We start from the raw sequence: 21,253 nt of genomic DNA, 5'->3' as shown, positions 1-21,253 counted from the left end.
CCTGATGACCACGCCAATCCACGCACACCGGATCGCCGACACCCTCGCGGACCCCACGCTGGCGCGCGCATGGGCCGCGCTGGAAGCGGTCCCCGATCCGGAAATACCGGTGGTCTCGATCCGCGAACTGGGCATCCTGCGTGACGTGCGCCGCGCGTCGGACGGCACGCTCGAAGTCGTGATCACGCCGACCTACTCCGGCTGCCCGGCGATGTCGCAAATCGCCGCCGACATTAGCCACGCGCTCGACGCCGCACAACTTGCGCCTTATCGAATCGAAACCGCGCTCGCGCCGGCCTGGACCACGGACTGGATTGACGCCGACGCCCGCGAAAAGCTGCGCGCATACGGCATCGCGCCGCCCACCAGCCAGCACGCGGCCGCGAGCGGCGACAGCAGCGCCGCCGCGCACAGCGAGGACAGCCGCGAAAAGGCGATCCGCATCGTCCCGCGCACGACCGCCGCACATGCGGCACGCGCCCCGCACCCCACGCCGGCCCTGCCCGCCTGCCCGCGCTGCGGCTCCGCGCACACCGAACGCCTCGCGCAATTCGGCTCGACCGCATGCAAGGCGCTCTACCGCTGCATCGACTGCCGCGAACCCTTCGACTACTTCAAACCCTACTGATATGGCCGCCCCGACCCCGCAATTCCATCCGCTGCGTATTCGGGAAGTCCGCCCCGAAACCGCCGACGCGGTTTCGGTCGCGTTCGAAGTGCCGCCGCCGTTGCGCGAGCTATACCGCTTCACGCAGGGCCAATTTGTCACGCTGAAGGCGCATATCGACGGCGAGGAGATGCGCCGTTCGTACTCGATCTGCGTCGGCGTCACCGACTACGATCGCGACGGCGAGTTGCGCATCGGCATCAAGCGCGTGCGCGGCGGCCGTTTTTCGAACTTCGCGTTCGATACGCTGCAGGCCGGCCACACGGTCGACGTGATGACGCCGGACGGCCGCTTCTTCACGCACCTGAATGCGGAGCAAGGCCAGCAATATGTCGCGTTCGCCGGCGGCTCCGGCATTACGCCAGTGCTCGCGATCATCAAGACGACGCTCGAACTCGAGCCGCGCAGCCGCTTCGTGCTGATCTACGGCAACCGCAGCGTCGATTCGATCATGTTCGCGGAAGAGCTCGAAGACCTGAAGAACCGTTTTATGAACCGCTTCGTGCTGTATCACGTGCTGTCGGACGATCTGCAGGACGTCGAGCTCTTCAACGGTGTGCTCGACGAGCCGAAGTGCGCCGCATTCCTCGACGCGCTGGTGCCTGCGGCCATCATCGACGAGGCGTTCATCTGCGGCCCTGCGCCGATGATGGACGCCGCCGAAGCGGCACTCGAGGCAGCTGGCCTTGCCCCGCAAAAAATTCACGTCGAACGCTTCGGTTCGCCGCTGCCGCAAGCGGGCGTGCCGCCCGCCGAGATCACCGGCAACACGCCGGCCGCCGACCTCGAAATCGTGCTCGACGGCAAACGCCGCAAGCTGCGCCTGCCGTATGCGGGCCTGAGTCTGCTCGACGTCGGGCTGCGCGCCGGACTGGCGCTGCCGTATGCGTGCAAGGGCGGCGTGTGCTGCACGTGCCGCGCGAAAGTGCTGGAAGGCGAAGTGAAGATGGACCGGAACTACACGCTCGAAGCGCACGAGATTCGCGACGGCTTCGTGTTGACCTGCCAGTGTCATCCGGTGACGGATAAAGTGGTCGTGAGCTACGACGAACGGTAAGCGCGGCGGCGCGGGCCAATCCACGCCAGCACAGCACGCGAAAGCAGCACGCCGCCGCGCTTTCGGCACGATCGCGATCCGCTTACACTAAGGCCGCTCGCGCACGGGCCGAACGCCGCGCACGAGCGGCCCTTTCAGCTTTCGAGACAACAACAAGCCATGGCCCGCACCCGAGCCCCCGACCACGAAACCCAACGCGACCAGATTCTCGAACTCGCCGCAGAAAAGTTCGCGCAGACCAGCTACCCGAGCACCTCGATGGCGGATCTCGCCGCCGCGAGCGGCACGTCGAAAGCGCGCCTCTACCACTACTACGAGAGCAAGGAAGCCATCCTGTTCGATCTGCTCGACCGCTACACGAAGCGGCTGATGCTGATCATCGCCGAGGTCGAAGGGTCGAGCCAGCGGCGCGGACTCACCGAACGCGAAACCTTCGCGGAGCTGATCCGCGCCTTCCTCGCCGAATATGAAACGTCGCACAGCCGGCATGTCGCGCTGCTCAACGATGTCAAATATCTCGACGACGCGCAGCGCGAGGTGATCCTGAACCGTCAGCGCGACGTGGTCGCCGCGTTCGCCCGCCAGCTGGCGCGTGCGTATCCGGAGCGCGTCGCGCGCGACAACCAGACCGCGTTGACCATGATGGTGTTCGGCATGATCAACTGGACCTTCACCTGGCTCAAGCCGGGCGGCCGGATGGGCTACGGGGAGTTCGCCGAGCAGGTCGTCGGAATGGTCGATCACGGATTGAGCATCCCGAAGTAATTTTTGCGACGCAGCATGCGCCGTAGCTAATCCGCGACAAGAGAGCGCACAAGGCGCCCATCCACATTTTTAATTAATCTTTTAATATTCAATAACTTGGGCGTGTAACCGGTTGTCCGGTCGAGTCAGACAAGTCCGAAATACGGGTTTTCCCTAGTGTGGAATGTAGCTTTCCATTAAAATCACTGCTGCGGCGCGTCATGCCGCCAGATGAATAGGAGAACCCGCCATGAGCAAGACTACTGTCCGAGCCGGAGAGCCGATCGCACGACCCGATCGCGCATTGCGCGTGGGCGGCCTTGCGCCTGTGCTGGTTCGGGAACTCGGCGCGAAAGACCGCGAACGCCTGCTCGCGCACTTTCTCGGCCTCGGCGAAGACGATCGCCTGCTGCGCTTCGGCCAGATCGTGCCGGACCATGTCATCGAGCACTACGTGCATGCGATCGACTTCTACCGCGACACGGTCTTCGGCGTGTTCAACCGCGAGCTCGAGCTGGTCGGCGTCGCGCATCTCGCGTATCTGCCCGCGCAAGACGGCGAGCGCACGGCCGAGTTCGGTGTGTCGGTGGTCGAAAGCGCGCGTGGCCAGGGCATCGGCACGAAGCTCTTCGAGCGCGCAGCGATCCGCAGCCGCAACACGCACGTGTCGACGCTTTACATGCACTGCCTGTCGCGCAACAGAACCATGATGCATATCGCGAGAAAGGCGGGCATGAGGATCGAACGTGCGTACGGCGAAGCCGATGCGTATCTGACGCTCGCGCCGGCCGATCAATCGAGCATCCTGACGGAGATGCTCGAAGAACAGGCGGCCGCGCTGGACTACGCGCTAAAACGCCACGCGCACCAGACGTCGACGCTGCTGGAGTCGCTGTTGCCGGTCGAACTGGCTGCCTGATAGCCGCCGCAGCGCATCGACGAAGCGAAGCAAGGGCGGCACATTCACCGTGCCGCCTTTTTTTCGCCCTTCTCCGCCTTTTTCTTTCCCGCGCGCGGATTGCATGCGGAAGACGTCACAGCGTGTCAAAGCATGCCGCTCCAGCCCTGCGCGCATCTCGCAACGCCACGTTTCACCTGATCGGCAACGCCGTCGTTTCCTTGAACGTCTCGAGCGAAAAGCTCGTCTTGACATCGATCACCGACGGGTGATGCAACAGCACGTCCTGCACGAAGTGCGAGAAGCGCGCCATATCCTCGACCTGCACGCGTAGCAGATAGTCCATCTCCCCGGTCATCGCGTGGCAAGCGATCACCTCCGGCCACGTCTGCACCGCTGCGCGAAACAGCTCCGCATGCGTCACGCCCGCGTGCGCGTGCGCAGCGGCATCTCCGCGCGCGGCGCCCGTCGGCGTGCCACGCTTTTCAAGCCGCACGTTCACAAACGCGAGCAGATCGAGGCCGAGCTGTTTCGCGTCGAGCAGCGCCACGTACCCCCGTATGACGCCGCTTTCTTCCAGCCGCCGGATCCGGCGCAAGCACGGGCTCGGCGACAGATTGACCCGCTCCGCGATTTCCTGATTCGATAGTCGGCCCTCCTGCTGCAGGATGGCCAGAATGCGGCGGTCGATCGCATCGAGTTCAGTGTCGGGCATTTTCTGCCACCTCTGCGCGAATTGAAGCTATTAAATAGCGAAAGCGTAATCACGCACGATTTATTTCGCAAGTTTCCGTTGCAACGCCACCGATAAACTCGTGTGATCGCATGCGCGCGGATGCGCGCCGCATTCCGGAGACACGTTCACATGAAGGTTCAAACCTGGGATAACCCCGTCGGCACCGACGGCTTCGAGTTCGTCGAATACGCCGCGCCCGACCCGAAAGCACTCGGCAACCTGTTCGAACAGATGGGCTTCGCCGCAGTCGCTCGCCACCGGCACAAGGATGTGACGCTGTACCGGCAGGGCGACATCAATTTCATTGTCAACGCCGAGCCCGATTCATTCGCGCAGCGTTTCGCGCGGCTTCACGGTCCGTCGATCTGCGCGATCGCGTTCCGCGTGCAGGACGCCGCGAAAGCGTATCGCCGCGCGCTCGAGCTGGGCGCCTGGGGCTTCGACAACCAGACCGGCCCGATGGAGCTCAACATTCCGGCGATCAAAGGCGTCGGCGATTCGCTGATCTATTTCGTCGACCGCTGGCGCGGCAAGAACGGCGCGAGCCCGGGCAGCATCGGCGACATCGGCATCTACGACGTCGACTTCGAACCCATCGCGGGCGCCGACCCGAATCCGGCCGGCCACGGCCTCACCTATATCGACCATTTGACGCACAACGTGCACCGCGGCCGCATGCGCGAATGGGCCGAATTCTACGAGCGCCTCTTCAACTTCCGCGAAGTTCGCTACTTCGATATCGAAGGCAAGGTAACCGGTGTGAAGTCGAAAGCGATGACCTCGCCCTGCGGCAAGATCCGCATTCCGATCAACGAAGAAGGCTCGGAGACAGCGGGCCAGATTCAGGAGTATCTCGACGCCTATCACGGCGAGGGCATCCAGCACATCGCGCTTGGCACGAGCGACATCTATCGCACGGTCGACGGCTTGCGCGCGTCGAACATCGCGCTGCTCGACACCGTCGACACGTATTACGAACTGGTTGAGCGCCGCGTGCCGGATCACGGTGAGCCGCTGGACGCGCTGCGCGCACGCAAGATTCTGATCGACGGCGCACACGACGATCTGCTGCTGCAGATCTTCACCGAAAATCAGATCGGACCGATCTTCTTCGAGATCATCCAGCGCAAGGGGAACCAGGGTTTCGGCGAAGGTAACTTCAAGGCGTTGTTCGAATCAATCGAACTGGATCAGATCCGGCGGGGGGTGGTGAAGGACAACGCATAACCGGCGAAGCTCGGGATGAACCAGCGAACCGGCACCCCGTACAAATCGAAAGAGTCATTTGCCTGACGGCATGCGCACCGATGCGCCCGACTGTTGCTCGCCCGAGGTCTTCGATACCGCCTGCGTCGCGCGAACCACACCGCTCGGTGCGCCGTTCGATGCGGGTTGTGCGCTATTCGAGCGCACCGGTGCGCTGATTGCGAAAAATGCGGCTGAGACCATCAGGAAGGTCTGGACATGCTTGCTGTTCATGCTTGCTCCTCGTTCTGACACCTGCGCTGCGAAGCACCGCCTCATGCGGAACGTTGCGGGAAAGCGCAGGTGGGGAATTAGACAAGTGAACCACTGCCGGTTCCGGGCGCACGTGGCTTTTACACGTTGTTACACCGGCAAACCGTGCGTCATACAGATAGTCATACCCGCGTCATCAGGCCCAATGTCAGGCACCTCGCATTGCGGCATGTCGAGCGCGATGCGGCGGGTTTTTCCGAGTGCTACCATCGATTAAAAGCCGTCATGATGGCGGTCCCGGCCAACGCGTTCACAAGACGCAGCGGCCCCAGGCAAGTTTTTGGTGATCCCAAAGTCGCTGGAGGAATGCATACAATGAATGCCCCACTAGACGCAGGTCAGCGAGCATCGCTCGAAGCCGCGTTATCGTCCGTCACGCTCGACGACAAATACACACTCGAACGCGGCCGCGCATACATGAGCGGCATCCAGGCGCTCGTGCGGCTACCGATGCTGCAGCAGGAGCGCGACAAGGCCGCCGGGCTCAACACGGCCGGCTTCATTTCGGGCTATCGCGGCTCGCCGCTCGGCGGCCTCGACCTGTCGCTCTGGAAAGCGAAGAAGCACCTCGCCGCGCATCAAATCGTTTTTCAACCTGGCGTCAACGAAGACCTCGCGGCGACCGCCGTCTGGGGTACGCAGCAGGTCAATCTGTACCCGAGCGCGAAGTACGACGGCGTGTTCTCGATGTGGTACGGCAAAGGCCCCGGTGTCGACCGTTCGGGCGACGTCCTCAAGCACGGCAACTCGGCCGGCTCGTCACGTCATGGCGGTGTGCTGGTATTGGCCGGCGACGACCACGCGGCGAAATCGTCGACGCTCGCGCACCAGTCGGAGCATCTCTTCAAGGCCTGCGGGCTGCCCGTGCTGTTTCCGTCGAACGTGCAGGAATACCTCGACTTCGGCCTGCACGGCTGGGCGATGAGCCGCTATTCCGGCCTCTGGGTCGCGATGAAGTGCGTGACCGACGTCGTCGAATCGTCGGCCTCGGTCGACATCGATCCGCATCGCACACAAATCATCCTGCCGACCGACTTCGCGATGCCCGAAGGCGGTTTGAACATTCGCTGGCCCGATTCGCCGCTCGTGCAGGAAGCACGGCTGCTCGATTACAAGTGGTATGCGGGCCTCGCCTACGTACGCGCAAACAAGCTGGACCGCATCGAAATCGACTCGCCGCATGCGCGCTTTGGCATCATGACCGGCGGCAAGGCGTATCTCGACGTCCGCCAGGCGCTGTGCGACCTCGGCCTCGATGACGAAACATGTTCGCGCATCGGCATTCGCCTCTACAAGGTCGGCTGCGTGTGGCCGCTCGAAGCGCAAGGCGCGCACCTGTTCGCGCGCGGGCTCCAGGAAATTCTGGTGGTCGAAGAGAAGCGCCAGATTCTCGAATACGCGATCAAGGAAGAGCTCTACAACTGGCCGGACGCGCAGCGTCCGCGCGTGTTCGGCAAGTTCGACGAGAAAGACGGCGCGGGCGGCGAATGGTCGGTGCCGATGGGCAACTGGCTGCTGCCCGCGCATTACGAACTGTCGCCGGCCATCATCGCGAAGGCGATCGCCACGCGTCTGGACAAGTTCGATTTGCCGTCCGATGTGCGCGCGCGCATTGCAGCGCGCATCGCGGTGATCGACGCGAAGGAAAAAGCCCTCGCGCGGCCGCGCGTCGAAGCGGAGCGCAAGCCGTGGTTCTGTTCGGGCTGCCCGCACAACACGTCGACCAATGTGCCCGAAGGCTCGCGCGCGATGGCCGGCATCGGCTGCCACTACATGACCGTGTGGATGGACCGCAGCACCAGCACGTTCAGCCAGATGGGCGGCGAAGGCGTCGCATGGGTCGGCCAGGCGCCGTTCACGAACGACAAACACGTGTTCGCGAACCTCGGCGACGGCACGTACTTCCACTCGGGGCTGCTCGCAATTCGCGCGGCCATCGCGTCGAAGGCGAACATCACTTACAAGATTCTGTACAACGACGCGGTCGCGATGACCGGCGGCCAACCGGTCGACGGCACGCTGAGCGTGCCGCAAATCACCCACCAGCTCGCCGCGGAAGGCGCGAAGAAAATCGTGATCGTCACCGACGAACCGGACAAATACACGCCGAATGTCGGCCTCGCGCCCGGCATCTCCGTATATCACCGCGACCTGCTCGACGATGTGCAGCGCGAGTTGCGCGACATCGAAGGCACGACAGTCCTGATCTACGACCAGACCTGCGCGACCGAAAAGCGGCGCCGCCGCAAACGCGACGCGTATCCGGATCCGGCTAAGCGCGTCGTGATCAACGAAGCCGTGTGCGAAGGCTGCGGCGATTGCTCGGTGCAGTCGAACTGCCTGTCCGTCGAGCCGCTCGAAACCGAGTACGGCACCAAACGGCAGATCAACCAGTCGACCTGCAACAAGGACTACTCTTGCCTGAAGGGCTTCTGCCCGAGCTTCGTGACGGTCGAGGGCGGCCAGTTGCGCAAGCCCGTTGCAACCGGCGTCGCGAGCGACGCGATGCCGCCGGTGCCCGAACCGAATGTGCCCGCCATCGGCCAGCCGTACGGCGTGCTCGTGACCGGTGTCGGCGGCACCGGCGTCGTGACGATCGGCGCGCTGCTCGGCATGGCCGCGCATCTGGAAAGCAAGGGCGTGACGGTGCTCGATATCACCGGGCTCGCGCAGAAAGGCGGCGCGGTGATGAGCCACGTGCAGATCGCGAACCGGCCGGACGATATTCACGCGACCCGTATCGCGATGGGCGAAGCAGACCTCGTGATCGGCTGCGATGCGATCGTGACCGCCAGCGACGAGTGCGTCTCGCGGATGCAAGCCGGCCGCACGCACGTCGTGCTGAACAGCGCACCGACGCCGACTGCCGCGTTCATCAAGAATCCGGACTGGCGCTTCCCCGGCGCGAGCACCGACGCGGATGTACGCGCCGCCGCCGGCGACGATCGCGTATCGGCCGTCGATGCGAACCGCTTCGCGGTCGCGCTGCTCGGCGACGCCATCTATACGAACCCGTTTGTGCTCGGCTACGCGTGGCAGCGTGGCTGGCTGCCGCTCACGTATGCATCGCTCGAGCGCGCGATCGAACTGAACGCGGTGCAGGTCGAGAAAAACCTCGCCGCCTTCGAATGGGGCCGCCGCGCGGCGCACGACCTGGCCACTGTGCGTCGGCTTGCCGAATCGAACGGCCGCACGCCGGATACCGATACGGCTGGCAGCAAGATCGTGTCGCTCCATACGCCCAAAGCGCTCGACACGCTGATCGACAAGCGCGTGAAGTATCTGGCCGCGTATCAGAACGATGCGTACGCGGCGCGCTATCGCAAGCTGGTCGACGAGGTGCGTGCGGCCGAGACCGCGCTGGACCCGGAAGGCACACAGCTCGCGCTGACCGAAGCCGTCGCGAAGAACCTGCACAAGCTGATGGCGTACAAGGACGAGTACGAAGTCGCACGTCTTTACACGGACCCGGCGTTCATCGAGAAGGTCAAGGCGAACTTCGAAGGCGACTGGAAGCTCAAGGTCCATCTCGCGCCGCCCGCGCTGTCGAAGAAGGACGCGCATGGCCATCTGGTGAAAAAGCAGTACGGCCCGTGGATGCTCTCCGCGATGCACGTGCTCGCGAAACTGCGCTTCCTGCGCGGCACCGCCCTCGACGTGTTCGGCAAGACCGATGAGCGTCGCACCGAGCGTGCGCTGATCGTCGAATATGAGGCGCTGGTGCGGGAGTTGATTGATGGATTTAACTCGGGGCTTAACTCGGGACCTAACACGGGCCTCAACGCAGAAAGGCGCGCGCTCGCTGTCGAACTCGCGAATCTGCCGGACGGCATCCGCGGCTACGGTCACGTGAAGGAAAACAATCTGAAAGGCGTGCGTACGAAATGGTCGCAGTTGCTCGCGAAATGGCGCGCACCCGCCGGCCAGACGCGGCACGTTGCCTGACCGATGCATCGCCGCCGTTCGGGTTCGAATGGCGGTGAATGCAATATGTCCGGGAATTCCAACAGTAAGCGCCTCGGCAAGCGCCACAAGCAGGCCGCCCGGTGAACACGCAAAAAAGGGGCACTCCGATCCGCTCGGAGCGCCCCTTCCGCTTTCACGAGCGCGACGTCAGCGATGCGGCAGCCGACGCAGCACCCCGCGCGACCCTTACTTCGCTGCCGCCGGCTGCCGCACCGCCACGTTCGCCGATGCCACCGCCGTCATGTTGATAATGCGCCGCACGGTTGCGGCCGGCGTCAGGATATGCACCGGCTTGTCGGCGCCGAGCAGGAACGGGCCGACCGTCACGCCGTCGCCGCCGATCATCTTCAGCAGGTTGTACGTGATGTTCGCCGCTTCGACGTTCGGCATGATCAGCAGATTCGCTTCGCCGGTCAGCGCCGTGCCCGGAAATGCCGCCTTGCGCACGGCCTCGGACAGCGCCGCGTCGCCATGCATTTCGCCGTCCACTTCCAGATTCGGCGCGCGCGCGGCAATCAGCTTGCGCGCGGCAGCCATCCGCTGCGACGACGACGAAGGCGAGCTGCCGAAGTTCGAGCTCGACAGCAGCGCGACCTTCGGCGTGATGCCGAACTTCTCGATCTCGCGCGCGGCGAGCAGCGTCATATCGGCAAGCTCTTCCGCGCTCGGGCATTCATTGACATACGTGTCGCAGATAAACAGATTGCGGCCCGGCAGCATCAGCAGATTCATCGCGGCGAAGTTGCCGACGTTCTCGGCCTTGCCGAGCACCTGTTCGATGAACTTCAGATGCGTGTGGTACTGGTCGATCATTCCGCAGATCATCCCGTCCGCCTCGCCAAGACGCACGAGAATCGCACCGATCAGCGTGTTGAACTTGCGCATCGCGGCCTTCGCGACTTCAGGCGTCACGCCTTCACGCGCGCCGATCTCGTGGTACGCCTGCCAGCACATCTGGTAACGCGGATCGTCTTCCGGATTGACGATCTCGAAGTCCTCGCCGCACTTGAGCTTCGAGCCCATCTTCTTCAGGCGCATGTCGATCACCGCCGGACGGCCGATGATGATTGGCCGCGCGATCTTCTCGAGCAGCACGAACTGCGCGGCGCGCAGCACGCGCTCGTCTTCGCCTTCCGCGAACACGATGCGCGCCGGCTGCGCCTTCGCCGCGGCGAACACCGGCCGCATCACGAAGCCCGTGCGGTAAACGGTCGCACCGAGCTCCTCGCGGTACGCGTCCATATCCTTGATCGGACGGGTCGCGACGCCCGATTCCATCGCGGCCTGCGCGACGGCCGGCGCGATCTTGATGATGAGGCGCGGATCGAACGGCTTCGGAATCAGATACTCGGGACCGAACTCGAGCGAGTGGCCCTCGTACGCCTTCGCGACTTCATCGCCCTGGTCCGTTTCTTCGGCCAGTTCCGCGATCGCGCGCACGCAGGCGAGCTTCATTTCCTCGGTGATCGTGGTGGCGCCGACGTCGAGCGCGCCGCGGAAGATGAACGGAAAGCACAGCACGTTGTTCACCTGGTTCGGATAGTCCGAACGCCCGGTCGCGACGATGCAGTCCGGCCGCACCTTCTTCGCTTCTTCCGGGCGAATTTCCGGCTCCGGGTTCGCGAGCGCGAGAATCAGCGGCTGCGTGCCCATCTCCTTCACCATCTCCGGCTTCAGCACGCCGGCGCTCGAGCAGCCGAGGAATACGTCGGCGCCCCTGATCGCATCGGCCAGCGTGCGCGCGTCGGTATGCGCGGCGTAGCGCGCCTTCGACGGGTCGAGATTGTCGCGGCCTGCGTGGATCACGCCCTTTGAATCCGTGACGAGAATATTCTCTTTCGCGAGGCCGAGGTTCACCAGCAGATCGAGACACGCGATCGCCGCGGCGCCCGCGCCCGAGCAGACGAGCTTCACCGTCGCGAGCTGCTTGCCGACCACCTTCAGGCCATTGAGGATTGCCGCCGACGCGATGATCGCGGTGCCGTGCTGATCGTCGTGGAACACCGGAATCTTCATCCGCTCGCGCAGCTTCTTCTCGATGTAGAAGCACTCGGGCGCCTTGATGTCTTCGAGGTTGATGCCGCCCAAGGTCGGCTCGAGCATCGCGATCGCTTCGACGAGCTTGTCGGGATCGGTCTCGTTCAGCTCGATATCGAACACGTCGATGCCGGCAAACTTCTTGAACAGGCAGCCTTTGCCTTCCATCACCGGCTTCGCGGCAAGCGGCCCGATATTGCCGAGGCCGAGCACCGCGGTGCCGTTCGTCACGACGCCGACCAGATTGCCGCGCGACGTGTACTTCTGCGCATCGAGCGGCTCGCCGTAAATGGCCATGCACGCGGCCGCGACGCCCGGCGAATAGGCGAGCGACAGGTCCAGCTGGTTCGACAGCGGCTTGGTCGGCGTAACCGAGATCTTGCCTGGCCGGGGATGCTGGTGATATGCGAGAGCGCTTTGCTTCAGTTGTTCGTCCATTTTTTTGACCTGCAGACTTGAGGACTTCGGAAAGATTCGAACCCGCTTCGATCCGTCGCACGTGGTCTCCGCGTCGATTGAATGGCGAGTGGATTGCGGGGATTCTCGTGTGCGCCAGACAGGCCGCGGCAGTATCGAATCTGCAGGCAACCCGAGCCATCCGCATGCGACCGGGAGACGGACAACGCGAGCGTGAACGATGTATCGCGAGCGGTTTCGGGGCGATTAGTGTACCCCGTACGGATGACGAAGCGTCGGGGCTACAGACGATAGCATCGCGAAATCCGGTGCAGCTTGTCACGCTGCAACGCGAAACGGGCAAACGGCTTCTGCGAGGCGCGTGCGCGGGTCGTTCCGGCACCGTGCGCTCGTTACCGAGGTGCGCGAACCGCGCTCCCGCTCGCGTCATTCCAGCGCGGCGCTGCGGCGCGGCACACGGGAATCGGCAGCAGCGGCACGGCGATATCGAACACATGATTCGACACCGGCCGCGCAATCGCGGCGCCGAACGAAAACCGCACGGCTAGCGCGCCGAGCGTGACCATCCATGCTCCACCCGCCGTGCCGGCTCGTCACAAGCGCGCCGAAAATGGCGGCGCGCCGGCAGCCGCCGACAGACTGGCCCGGCTTGCCACTTTGGCCGCCGCCGCATTGGCGTCTCGTCGGTTGGGTTCGAATCGGGTAAAATTGCGGGCTACGCGCAGCAGTCCGGTCCGCCTTCGCGCAATCTCTTCTGGCGCAGTTGCCGCGCCGGGCATTCGCCCGGCAGCCGCCACTAAACCGCCAGACGCTTGCCAGGTTCAGACGCGCAGGTTCCGGTGCGTGGTTCCGCCTCTCGCATCCATCAGCACGTCCGCAGGTATCGTGCTTCGCGAAGCCAGAGGTCGGCCGGCTGCGCCGCCCGTGCAGGCCGCCGGCACGCGGAGCCTGCGCTCGCTGCGCCGTCGGGCACGCCGCCCGCCCTCCGCTCACCGTGCATCACACCCAAGGACCGCCCATGACAGGCTTCGATCGCCAGACGATCTCCGACACGACCGCCCGCATGCTGCTCGAAGTGCAGGCCGTGCATTTCAACGCTGAAAAACCGTATATCTTCACGTCCGGCTGGGCAAGCCCGGTGTATATCGACTGCCGCAAGCTGATCTCGTATCCGCGCGTACGCCGCGGCCTGATGGACATGGCCGAAACCACCATCCTGCGCGACGTCGGCTACGAGCAGATCGACGCGGTCGCGGGTGGCGAAACCGCCGGCATTCCGTTTGCCGCATGGCTTTCGGACCGCCTGATGGTGCCGATGCAGTACGTGCGCAAAAAGCCGAAGGGCTTCGGCCGCAACGCGCAAATCGAGGGTCTGCTGACCGAAGGCCAGCGCGTGCTGCTCGTCGAAGACCTGACCACCGACAGCCGCAGCAAGATCAACTTCATCAATGCGCTGCGTACCGCGGGCGCAAAGGTGAATCATTGTTTCGTGCTGTTCCACTACAACATCTTCAAGGAAAGCGTGTCGGTGCTGAAAGACATCGACGTCGATCTGCACGCGCTCGCGACCTGGTGGGATGTGTTGCGCGTGGCGAAGGAATCGGGGTACTTCGAATCGAAAACGCTCGACGAAGTGGAGAAGTTCCTGCACGCGCCGGCTGAATGGTCGGCTGCGCATGGCGGCGCGACCGCCGCGCCGCAATAACACCGGCCGCAGCCTGAAACACGGGGCGCTCGCTTACCGAAGCATTCGCGTTTTGCCGCCCGCTTCAACTAAAAAGCCGCACGTCGACGTTCATCGATGTGCGGCTTTTTGCTTCGCTAACGTGTTGCACCTGGCAGGCATGCCTGATGGTGGCGGGTATCGCGCCGCTTGCACCTCTTGCGCCTCTTGCGCGCACTGCGCCGCGTGTTGCGATCACGCGGCTCAGCCGGTCACGCTCACGACTCGTCCGCCGCCTTGGCTTCGCCGGGCTGACTCATTTCGCCCGGCGCATACGACGACAGATTCATCAACCCGTTGCTTTGCGCGTACTGAAACAGTTCGGAATCGCGCTCGAGGCCGAGCTTGCGCATCGCCGTGTTCTTTTGCGTGCTGATAGTCTTGATACTGCGGCTCAACTGTTCGGAAATCTCCTTGATCGTCATGCCCGATACAAATAGCCGCACCACTTCGAGTTCGCGCTTCGACAGGATCACTTCATCGTTTTTGCCGCCGGCGTTCATGCGCAGCGTTTCGAGCGCCGCCTTCACCGAGGGGCTCATATATTCGAGATTGCGCCCGACGTGCTGCACCGCGAGGCCGATATGACTCAGGTCGTCGGCCTTGTTCACGACCGAAATCACGCCGAGTTCGCTCAGGCGCTTCAATAACGCCGCATTTTCGAGCATCGTCAGGACAACGATCGGCAAATCCGGAAAGTTGCGCCGCAGGTAGCCGATCAGCGGCAAGCCGTCGCCGTATTGCCCGCCCGGCATTGCGAGATCGGTCACCAGCACGTCGCATGGGACGGTCTGCAACACTTTCACAAGTTCTGTCGATTGACGCGCACGCGCCACCACCTGAATGCCCGGGAATTTGAGCAACGCCTGCTCGGCGCCAAACAAAATCACCGGATGGTCGTCGGCCACGACGACCCTGATTGGATTTTGCATTGCGCTCCCTTCGCCTGATAACCCACGCTCCGAAACTTCAGCCATCCAACTATTCTTTAGTTCTAAATTTATCGGTTTGCCGCTGCCCCGCCAGCAATGCAAGTGTCCGACTATAGCCGATTTCAAGCGCGACCGGCCGTGTCTTGCGCGACAAACGGCCTCGCTATAGACGTAATGTTAGACTCGATTCGTCTTCACGGTACAAAACAGGGACAATATCATCGTAGGCAGTTGGCCCTTGGTTCGTGACACGGGAGAATCGGCACATGCGCATGCGTTGGCTGGACGTTTGGCGGTTGACGTTTCGATTCTTTGCAAACTTTCACGCATTTCCCTTTCATGCATTACTGCTCGCCGTCGCGCTAGGCGCCGCATCGCACAGCGAAGCGGCAGGCGCAGCGGCACCCACACCACAAGCACCGCAAGCACCACCACCCGCTGCTTTCACCGTATCGAGTGCAAGCGTGAAGCCAGGCGGCACGGTCGCCGACGCGCAAGTCTTCAACCAGTACGATTGCAAAGGTGGCAACCGGTCGCCGCAATTGTCGTGGCGTGATCCGCCTGCGGGCACGCGCAGCTTTGCGATCACAATTTATGACATCGATGCCCCCGGCCGCGGCTGGTGGCACTGGGCCGTGGCGGGCATTCCACCCAACATCGACCGCTTGCCGGAAAACGCAAGCGCGTCCGGCTATCTCGCGAAACTCGGCGCGCTCGAAGCACGCAACGACTTCGACGTCGACGGTTACGGCGGTCCCTGTCCGCCACCCGGCAAGCCGCATCGCTATGTGATCACCGTCTATGCGCTCAATACCGCGGACCTGCGGCTGGGACCGGGGCGTCCGGCGCTGATGTTCGATCACGAAATCGGCACCGCGACGATCGGTTGGGCGCGCATGACAGTCACATATGGCCGGTGATGCCGCGCGTATCGGCACCGCGGCTGCGCCGGCCAGCCTTTTTCACGCCGCGTCACGCACGCGCCGCCATCCAGTCTTAAAATGGCGGTCCGGCGCGCGAAGGGCGGCCGAGCTTACCTGGGACGCCGCAATGCGCCCCGTTTCACCCAGCAAGCGAATTCGAGAAGCGAGATCGAGATGAGCACGAAAGTTTTTGTCGACGGACAGGAAGGCACGACCGGCCTGAAAATCTTCGAATATCTGTCGCAACGCGGCGACGTGGAAGTCATGCGCATCGACGAAGCGAGGCGCAAGGATATCGACGAGCGCCGCCGGCTCATCAACGCGTCGGACGTGACGTTCCTGTGCCTGCCGGATGTCGCGTCGCGCGAATCGGCGTCGCTGGTCGACAACGACCGCACCGTGCTGATCGACGCGAGCACCGCGTTTCGCACCGACGCGAACTGGGCGTACGGCCTGCCGGAGTTGACCCGCGCGCAGCGCGAGCGGGTACGCCATGCGAAGCGCATCGCGGTGCCGGGCTGCCACGCATCGGCTTTCGTGCTCGCGATGCGGCCGCTGGTCGAAGCCGGCGTCGTCGCGCCGGATCTTTCCGTGCACAGCTACTCGCTGACCGGCTACAGCGGCGGCGGCAAGAAAATGATTGCCGAGTACGAGGCGGGCGGCAACGCGAGGCTCGACAGCCCGCGTCCGTACGCGCTCGGCCTCGCGCATAAGCATTTGCCGGAAATGGCCGCGCATACGGGTCTGAAGACGCCGCCGGTGTTCACGCCGATCGTAGGCAGCTTTTACAAAGGGCTCGCGGTCACCAGCTATTTTTCGCCGACGCAACTCGCCAAACGCGTGACGCCGCAAGACGTGCAGGCGCTGCTCGCCGAGTACTATCGCGGCGAAACCTATGTGCGCGTCGCGCCGTTCAATGCAGACGACAATCTCGACAGCGGCTTCTTCGACGTGCAGGCGAACAACGACACGAATCGCGTGGACCTGTTCGTATTCGGCAACGACGAGCGTTTCGTGACGGTGTCGCGCCTCGACAATCTGGGCAAAGGCGCATCGGGCGCGGCGATTCAGTGCATGAATCTGGCGATCGGCGCGGACGAAAGCAGCGGGTTGAAGGGCTGAGAATGTGACGGACGGGCGGCGCGCGTTACGCGTGGGCTCGTCGAGGTAGCGAAAGAAGGCTGGCGCGCGGAACGTCGGCCTTTTTCTTTTTCAGGCGAGCGATCCCGGCTGCCCGACTGACTTCGCGAGGCACATCACCTCAAAAGCGGATAAAAAAAAGCCCGCCAACCTGGCGGGCTGAATCCATATCAGAGGAGACATGGAGGAGACAAGAACGACTATAGCAAAAGCATTGGTGCGACGCAACAACATCAATAGCTTGCCGCTTTCCTGTTGTGGATCAACCACAGCGAGCCGTCACGCCCGTCTGGCGGGGCTGCTGCCGGATCGTTTTTGTGCTCTGCGTCATACACGAAACACCCTTCCGATATGACGGACAGCCGACCGGCAATATCGACGAGTGCAGCCCCATGCGCTGCTTACCGGCGTCCCGCGCGGCGCGCCGCCACCTGGCCCAGCACCGCGAAGTCCTTCTCGCCGTCGCCATGCGCCATCGCTTCGATGAGGCTGTCGCGCACCACGCTCGCCATCGGCAACGGCGTCATCACCGACTCCGCCGCGGCCAGCGCGAGCCGTACGTCCTTCATCCCGAGCTTCGCCTTGAAGAGCGCCGGCTCGTAACGCTGTTCGGCGATCATCTTGCCGTAACCCTGGTAGACCACGCCCTGGAACAGATTGCTCGTAATCACATCGAGAAAATCCTGCATCGCGACGCCGTGGCCAGCAAGCATCGCCGATGCCTCGCCGAGCGTCTCCACGGCCGACGCGATCAGGAAATTCGTCGCGAGCTTCATCACGTTGGCCTGCTGCGCGAGCGAGCCGATGCGCCACGTCTTCTGGCCGACCGCGTCGAACACCGGCTGCACGCGGTCGATCGCTTCGGCAGGCCCTGCGGCGACGATGGTCAGCTTGGCCGCCGCGGCGACGTCGGGCCGCCCCATCACTGGCGCCGCGACGTAGTTGAGTCCGCGCTGCGCGTGCTCACTCGCGAGTTCTTCCGCGAGCGCGACCGAGATGGTCGCCATGTTCACGTGAATCTGGCCGCGCGGCGCCTGCTCGAGCAGGCGCGCATTGATCACCTCGCGCACCGCCGCATCATCGGCGAGCATCGAGAACACCGCGTCGCCGGTGAAGGCCTCCGCGACCGACCCGACCACCTGGGCGCCGGCCTGTGCGAGACGTTGCGCGCGCTCTGGCGAGCGGTTCCACACACGCACCTGGTGACCAGCTTTCAAAATGTTTTCGACCATCGCGGCGCCCATCTCGCCGAGACCGATAAAACCGATGTCCATCTATGGCTCCTCTTCGACAGAACCGGAAGTAAAGCATAAGCGCACGACACGTGCAGAAATGTACCGTCGGCAGCGCCACGCGCAAATGCGATACTGACGCATGGTCACCGCGACTTTCCGCTTCTACGAGGAGCTGAACGACTTTCTCGCCCGGCCGCAACGCCGGCAATCGTTCAGTTGCGCCTGCGCGCGCAATGCTAGCGCGAAGCACATGATCGAAGCGCTCGGCGTGCCGCATACCGAAGTCGAACTAATCCTTGTAAACGGCGAATCGGTCGGCTTCGACCATGCGCTGCAGGACGGCGATCGCGTCGCGGTCTATCCGAAGTTCGAGGCGCTCGATATCCAGCCGCTATTGCGCGTGCGTGAAAGGCCGTTACGCGTGATCCGCTTTATCGCGGACGCGCATATGGGCGGTCTCGCGCAACTGCTGCGACTCGCGGGCTTCGATACGCTTTACGACAACCATTACGAAGATGCGCGCATCGAAGCGCTCGCTCTCGACGAAGACCGCATCGTGCTGACGCGGGACCGCGAGCTGCTCAAGCGCCGCACGATCACGCATGGCTGCTATGTGCGTACGTTGAAACCGGAGGCGCAGTTGCGGGAGGTCTTCGGGCGCCTCGATCTCGCGCGCAGCGCGCGCCCTTTCCGTTTGTGCCTGACCTGCAATGTGCCGTTGCGGCGCATCCAGAAGGACGAAGCGGCTGGCCGCGTGCCCGAGGGCGTGTTCGAGCGGCATGCGCAATTCGTCACCTGCGACGTGTGCCGGCGTGTGTTCTGGGAAGGCTCGCACTGGCAGCGGATGCGGGCCTTGATGGATAGCGTGGCGGGCAGCGCTCACGCGCCGGAATAGATGTCGTGTCGCCGCGAAGCGCTGCGAGTCTGGCGGCGCCCTTTGCCTTTCGTGCCGACCGCGGGCTGCCCGGCGCGCTGCCCGGTTCAGTTGTGTTCTGCCGTTCGTGTCAGGTTGAAATCGGCCGCCGCGGCCGCTGCCGATGCGTTCACGACGGCATTGCGTCGATGGGTGGGTTCTTCGTGTGACGCGCTCGCTTCCCCGATGCGCTCAGGACGGGCGGCGCACTCCGTTATCATGTCGGCTACGTTGCATCGGGCGTGACGTCATCCGGCATGACACGCATCGCACGACCCACAGCACGTACGTATTGCGTGGCAATGCACACAGCCTTCCCCCGCCTTGACCCGCTTCGCTCCGTTACGAGATTCCTTCCGCTTGAAAACCACGACTCGACAACACCTGCGCGCGAATCTGCTGATGCTGATCGCCGCGATGATCTGGGGCTCCGCCTTCGTGGCGCAGCGCTTGAGCCTCGATACGATCGGGCCGTTTCTGTTTACCGGTCTGCGCTTTCTGCTCGGCGCCGGTGTCGTGCTGATACTGCTTGCGTGTCTGCGACCGCTGACGGCGGCAAGAGCCCAGCCTGAACGCGCGCACGCGCCGCCGTCGACGAACCGTCGTGCAGCGCTGCTGCGCGACGGCGCCGTGCTCGGTGTGCTGCTCGCCGCGGCCATTTCGCTTCAACAGATCGGCTTGCAGTACACGAAGATCGCGAACGCCGGCTTTATCACATCGCTCTATGTCGTGATCGTGCCGTTGATGGGGGTCGTGCTGCGCCATCAGACCGCGCTCGGCACATGGCTCGGCGCCGCGCTGGCTGCGGCCGGCATGTACTTCCTGAGCGTGGACGAGCATTTTTCGATGCTGCGTGGCGACTGGTATCAACTGGCCAGCGCACTCCTGATCTCCGCGCAAGTCGTGCTGGTCGGACGCTTCGCGCGGCGGCACGATCCGCTCGTGCTCGCGCTGTTTCAGTTTGTCGCTTGTGGCGTGATCTGCTGCGCGATTGCGCTCGTGTGCGAACCGATCCGCATCGCCGATATGGTGCGCGCCGCGCCGACCATCCTGTACGGCGGCGCATTGTCGGTCGGCGTCGCCTACACGATTCAGGTGGTCGCGCAGAAACATGCGGCGCCTGCGCACGCCGCGGTGATCTTCAGCATGGAAGGCGTATTCGCCGCGCTCGCCGGTTGGCTCGTGCTCGGCGAGACGCTGACGGCGCGCGCGACATTTGGCTGCGCATTGATGCTGGCGGGGTTGATCGTCTGCCAGGTGATGCCGATCTGGGATGGCCGCAGACAGTCCGCGTCGCTCGGTCAACGCTGAACGGGCGCCCACCGCATCGCACTGCGGCCGCGCCGCAGAACATCGCCGGCAAGCGGCCCGCGCCGTGCGTTGCGTGCCGCGTTCCCGCAATGACTTGCGCGGCGTGTTTGCCCCGCTGTGACATGCGCGCTGCGACTTTCCCGCTGTGACGCGCACGCCGTGACTGTCCCGCCTGGACACTCACGCCGTCAGTCGCACACGGTGAATACCGTGCAGTCACGTCCGGCGGGCGATGCGTCCTGCTTACGCAGCCTCAGCGGCAAACCGGTCCGGATAGCGCCTCGGCCTGTCCACCGTGGGCGGAAACACGCACCAGCAGCCGTCGTTGTGGCGAAAGAAGAACAGTGCACGCATACCGTCAGGCGATGACGTTTCGACGCGAACGTAACGCGTGCCATCGGCGCGTGTGCGACTGAACTCGGTCACGCGCACCGGTCTCGACGACACCGGCGCCAGCCACTTTTCGACCAGAAAGCGCAGCGACTGCTCACCCGCGGCTTTCACGATGTCCTCCAGCTCGGCTTCTTGTCCCACATCTCGTCGCGTGAGGTGTCCGGGTCATCCCCTTCCTCCTCTTCCGCTTCGAGCGCCGCCAGCTCCATCTCGCGGATCACGGCTGACGCCCGCAAGGCCCTGCAGTTGGCTGAATGACGGATATCGGAAAGCAACCGAACCATCTGCCGCGCTGTTCTGCGTTTCATCGCACACCCCCGCACTGCACAAGAGACTTGATAAAGCACTTTAACTTTATGCCTGGATCACGCGTCGCTGTAGAGTTTTTGACGAAATAGCAACAGTCGGATTTCAATTAATCGATCTTGTGCTCCAGTGCGGTCACTGTGCGCGCGAGCGCCGCGCAGGGTCTGTGCGCTGGCGACCGCAGCGATGAAGGTACTTCAGACGAAAATCGGCGCAGCTGGCACCGGATATGCAGTGCACCATTTCGCATTCACGCAAACGCGGTCGCACGCGGGGGACTTCCCCGTACTCGATGGTTGTTCGTGCAACCAACCGGCTTGTCATGACGTGCGGCCCG

Annotated in this window: 19 protein-coding genes; 11 read left to right on the top strand and 8 right to left on the bottom strand. The window is 63.6% G+C overall.

All coding sequences use genetic code 11. The annotated features are described in order from the left end of the window. The first annotated feature begins 4 nt into the window (after positions 1–4). The 4 genes from paaD (at position 5) to HV675_RS19065 (ending at position 3,387) form a co-directional block, all read left to right on the top strand. Positions 5–628 carry a 1,2-phenylacetyl-CoA epoxidase subunit PaaD gene (gene paaD, locus HV675_RS19080; protein WP_175112533.1) on the top strand — a complete coding sequence of 208 codons (624 nt, stop codon included), beginning with the start codon at positions 5–7 and terminating at the stop codon, positions 626–628. 1 nt (position 629) lies between these two features. Further along, positions 630–1,724: a 1,2-phenylacetyl-CoA epoxidase subunit PaaE gene (paaE, locus tag HV675_RS19075; protein WP_175112531.1), complete on the top strand. Its 1,095-nt coding sequence runs from the start codon at positions 630–632 to the stop codon at positions 1,722–1,724. Between the two features lie 159 nt (positions 1,725–1,883). Next, positions 1,884–2,489, top strand: coding sequence for a TetR/AcrR family transcriptional regulator (locus HV675_RS19070; RefSeq protein ID WP_175112529.1), 606 nt, complete (start codon positions 1,884–1,886; stop codon positions 2,487–2,489). A gap of 229 nt (positions 2,490–2,718) precedes the next feature. Then, positions 2,719–3,387 carry a GNAT family N-acetyltransferase gene (locus HV675_RS19065; protein WP_175112527.1) on the top strand — a complete coding sequence of 223 codons (669 nt, stop codon included), beginning with the start codon at positions 2,719–2,721 and terminating at the stop codon, positions 3,385–3,387. A gap of 172 nt (positions 3,388–3,559) precedes the next feature. On the opposite strand, the gene HV675_RS19060 is transcribed toward HV675_RS19065, so the two are convergent. Further along, positions 3,560–4,081 carry an Lrp/AsnC family transcriptional regulator gene (locus HV675_RS19060; RefSeq protein WP_175112525.1) on the bottom strand — a complete coding sequence of 174 codons (522 nt, stop codon included), beginning with the start codon at positions 4,079–4,081 and terminating at the stop codon, positions 3,560–3,562. 150 nt (positions 4,082–4,231) lie between these two features. On the opposite strand from HV675_RS19060, the gene hppD reads away from it, so the two are divergent. Continuing rightward, positions 4,232–5,329: a 4-hydroxyphenylpyruvate dioxygenase gene (gene hppD / locus HV675_RS19055; RefSeq protein WP_175112523.1), complete on the top strand. Its 1,098-nt coding sequence runs from the start codon at positions 4,232–4,234 to the stop codon at positions 5,327–5,329. A gap of 54 nt (positions 5,330–5,383) precedes the next feature. On the opposite strand, the gene HV675_RS19050 is transcribed toward hppD, so the two are convergent. After that, positions 5,384–5,581: a hypothetical protein gene (locus HV675_RS19050; protein WP_175112431.1), complete on the bottom strand. Its 198-nt coding sequence runs from the start codon at positions 5,579–5,581 to the stop codon at positions 5,384–5,386. Between the two features lie 354 nt (positions 5,582–5,935). Here HV675_RS19050 and HV675_RS19045 point away from each other — a divergent pair, with 354 nt between their 5' ends. Next, the gene (locus HV675_RS19045) at positions 5,936–9,565 is read left to right on the top strand and encodes an indolepyruvate ferredoxin oxidoreductase family protein (protein ID WP_175112521.1); all 3,630 of its coding nucleotides are present in this window, start codon (positions 5,936–5,938) and stop codon (positions 9,563–9,565) included. Positions 9,566–9,772: 207 nt separating this feature from the next. Here HV675_RS19045 and HV675_RS19040 read toward each other — a convergent pair whose 3' ends face one another. Both HV675_RS19040 and HV675_RS19035 read right to left on the bottom strand, forming a co-directional pair. After that, positions 9,773–12,061: an NADP-dependent malic enzyme gene (locus tag HV675_RS19040; protein ID WP_175112519.1), complete on the bottom strand. Its 2,289-nt coding sequence runs from the start codon at positions 12,059–12,061 to the stop codon at positions 9,773–9,775. A 371-nt stretch (positions 12,062–12,432) separates the two neighbouring features. After that, positions 12,433–12,606 (bottom strand): hypothetical protein, encoded by a 174-nt coding sequence (locus HV675_RS19035; RefSeq protein ID WP_175112518.1) that lies wholly within the window; start codon positions 12,604–12,606, stop codon positions 12,433–12,435. A 452-nt stretch (positions 12,607–13,058) separates the two neighbouring features. Between HV675_RS19035 and HV675_RS19030 the strand changes: the two genes are divergently transcribed. Then, complete coding sequence (locus HV675_RS19030) at positions 13,059–13,745, top strand: orotate phosphoribosyltransferase (protein WP_175112516.1); 687 nt, start codon at positions 13,059–13,061, stop codon at positions 13,743–13,745. A 236-nt stretch (positions 13,746–13,981) separates the two neighbouring features. On the opposite strand, the gene HV675_RS19025 is transcribed toward HV675_RS19030, so the two are convergent. Continuing rightward, on the bottom strand, positions 13,982–14,695 hold the full coding sequence (locus tag HV675_RS19025) for a response regulator (RefSeq protein ID WP_175112514.1): 714 nt from the start codon (positions 14,693–14,695) through the stop codon (positions 13,982–13,984). A 272-nt stretch (positions 14,696–14,967) separates the two neighbouring features. Here HV675_RS19025 and HV675_RS19020 point away from each other — a divergent pair, with 272 nt between their 5' ends. Continuing rightward, positions 14,968–15,615 carry a YbhB/YbcL family Raf kinase inhibitor-like protein gene (locus tag HV675_RS19020; protein ID WP_175112571.1) on the top strand — a complete coding sequence of 216 codons (648 nt, stop codon included), beginning with the start codon at positions 14,968–14,970 and terminating at the stop codon, positions 15,613–15,615. A 177-nt stretch (positions 15,616–15,792) separates the two neighbouring features. After that, positions 15,793–16,740, top strand: a complete 948-nt coding sequence (argC, locus tag HV675_RS19015) for an N-acetyl-gamma-glutamyl-phosphate reductase (protein ID WP_175112512.1) — start codon at positions 15,793–15,795, stop codon at positions 16,738–16,740. 419 nt (positions 16,741–17,159) lie between these two features. Here argC and HV675_RS19010 read toward each other — a convergent pair whose 3' ends face one another. Continuing rightward, positions 17,160–18,032, bottom strand: coding sequence for an NAD(P)-dependent oxidoreductase (locus tag HV675_RS19010; protein WP_175112510.1), 873 nt, complete (start codon positions 18,030–18,032; stop codon positions 17,160–17,162). 100 nt (positions 18,033–18,132) lie between these two features. Between HV675_RS19010 and HV675_RS19005 the strand changes: the two genes are divergently transcribed. Both HV675_RS19005 and HV675_RS19000 read left to right on the top strand, forming a co-directional pair. After that, a complete protein-coding gene (locus HV675_RS19005; protein ID WP_175112508.1) occupies positions 18,133–18,888 on the top strand; it encodes a Mut7-C RNAse domain-containing protein in 756 nt (251 codons plus the stop codon). Positions 18,889–19,266: 378 nt separating this feature from the next. After that, the gene (locus HV675_RS19000; protein ID WP_175112506.1) at positions 19,267–20,217 is read left to right on the top strand and encodes a DMT family transporter; all 951 of its coding nucleotides are present in this window, start codon (positions 19,267–19,269) and stop codon (positions 20,215–20,217) included. Between the two features lie 243 nt (positions 20,218–20,460). Here HV675_RS19000 and HV675_RS18995 read toward each other — a convergent pair whose 3' ends face one another. Next, complete coding sequence (locus tag HV675_RS18995) at positions 20,461–20,721, bottom strand: hypothetical protein (RefSeq protein WP_175112505.1); 261 nt, start codon at positions 20,719–20,721, stop codon at positions 20,461–20,463. Then, on the bottom strand, positions 20,718–20,918 hold the full coding sequence (locus tag HV675_RS18990) for a hypothetical protein (RefSeq protein ID WP_175112504.1): 201 nt from the start codon (positions 20,916–20,918) through the stop codon (positions 20,718–20,720). Before HV675_RS18990 ends, HV675_RS18995 begins: the two co-directional genes overlap by 4 nt. Between the last annotated feature and the right edge of the window lie 335 nt (positions 20,919–21,253).

The organism is Paraburkholderia solisilvae (assembly GCF_902859875.1).
Taxonomy (GTDB): Bacteria; Pseudomonadota; Gammaproteobacteria; order Burkholderiales; family Burkholderiaceae; genus Paraburkholderia; species Paraburkholderia solisilvae.
Note: the sequence above shows the minus strand (reverse complement) of the source record. Positions and strands in the feature narration are given on the sequence as shown.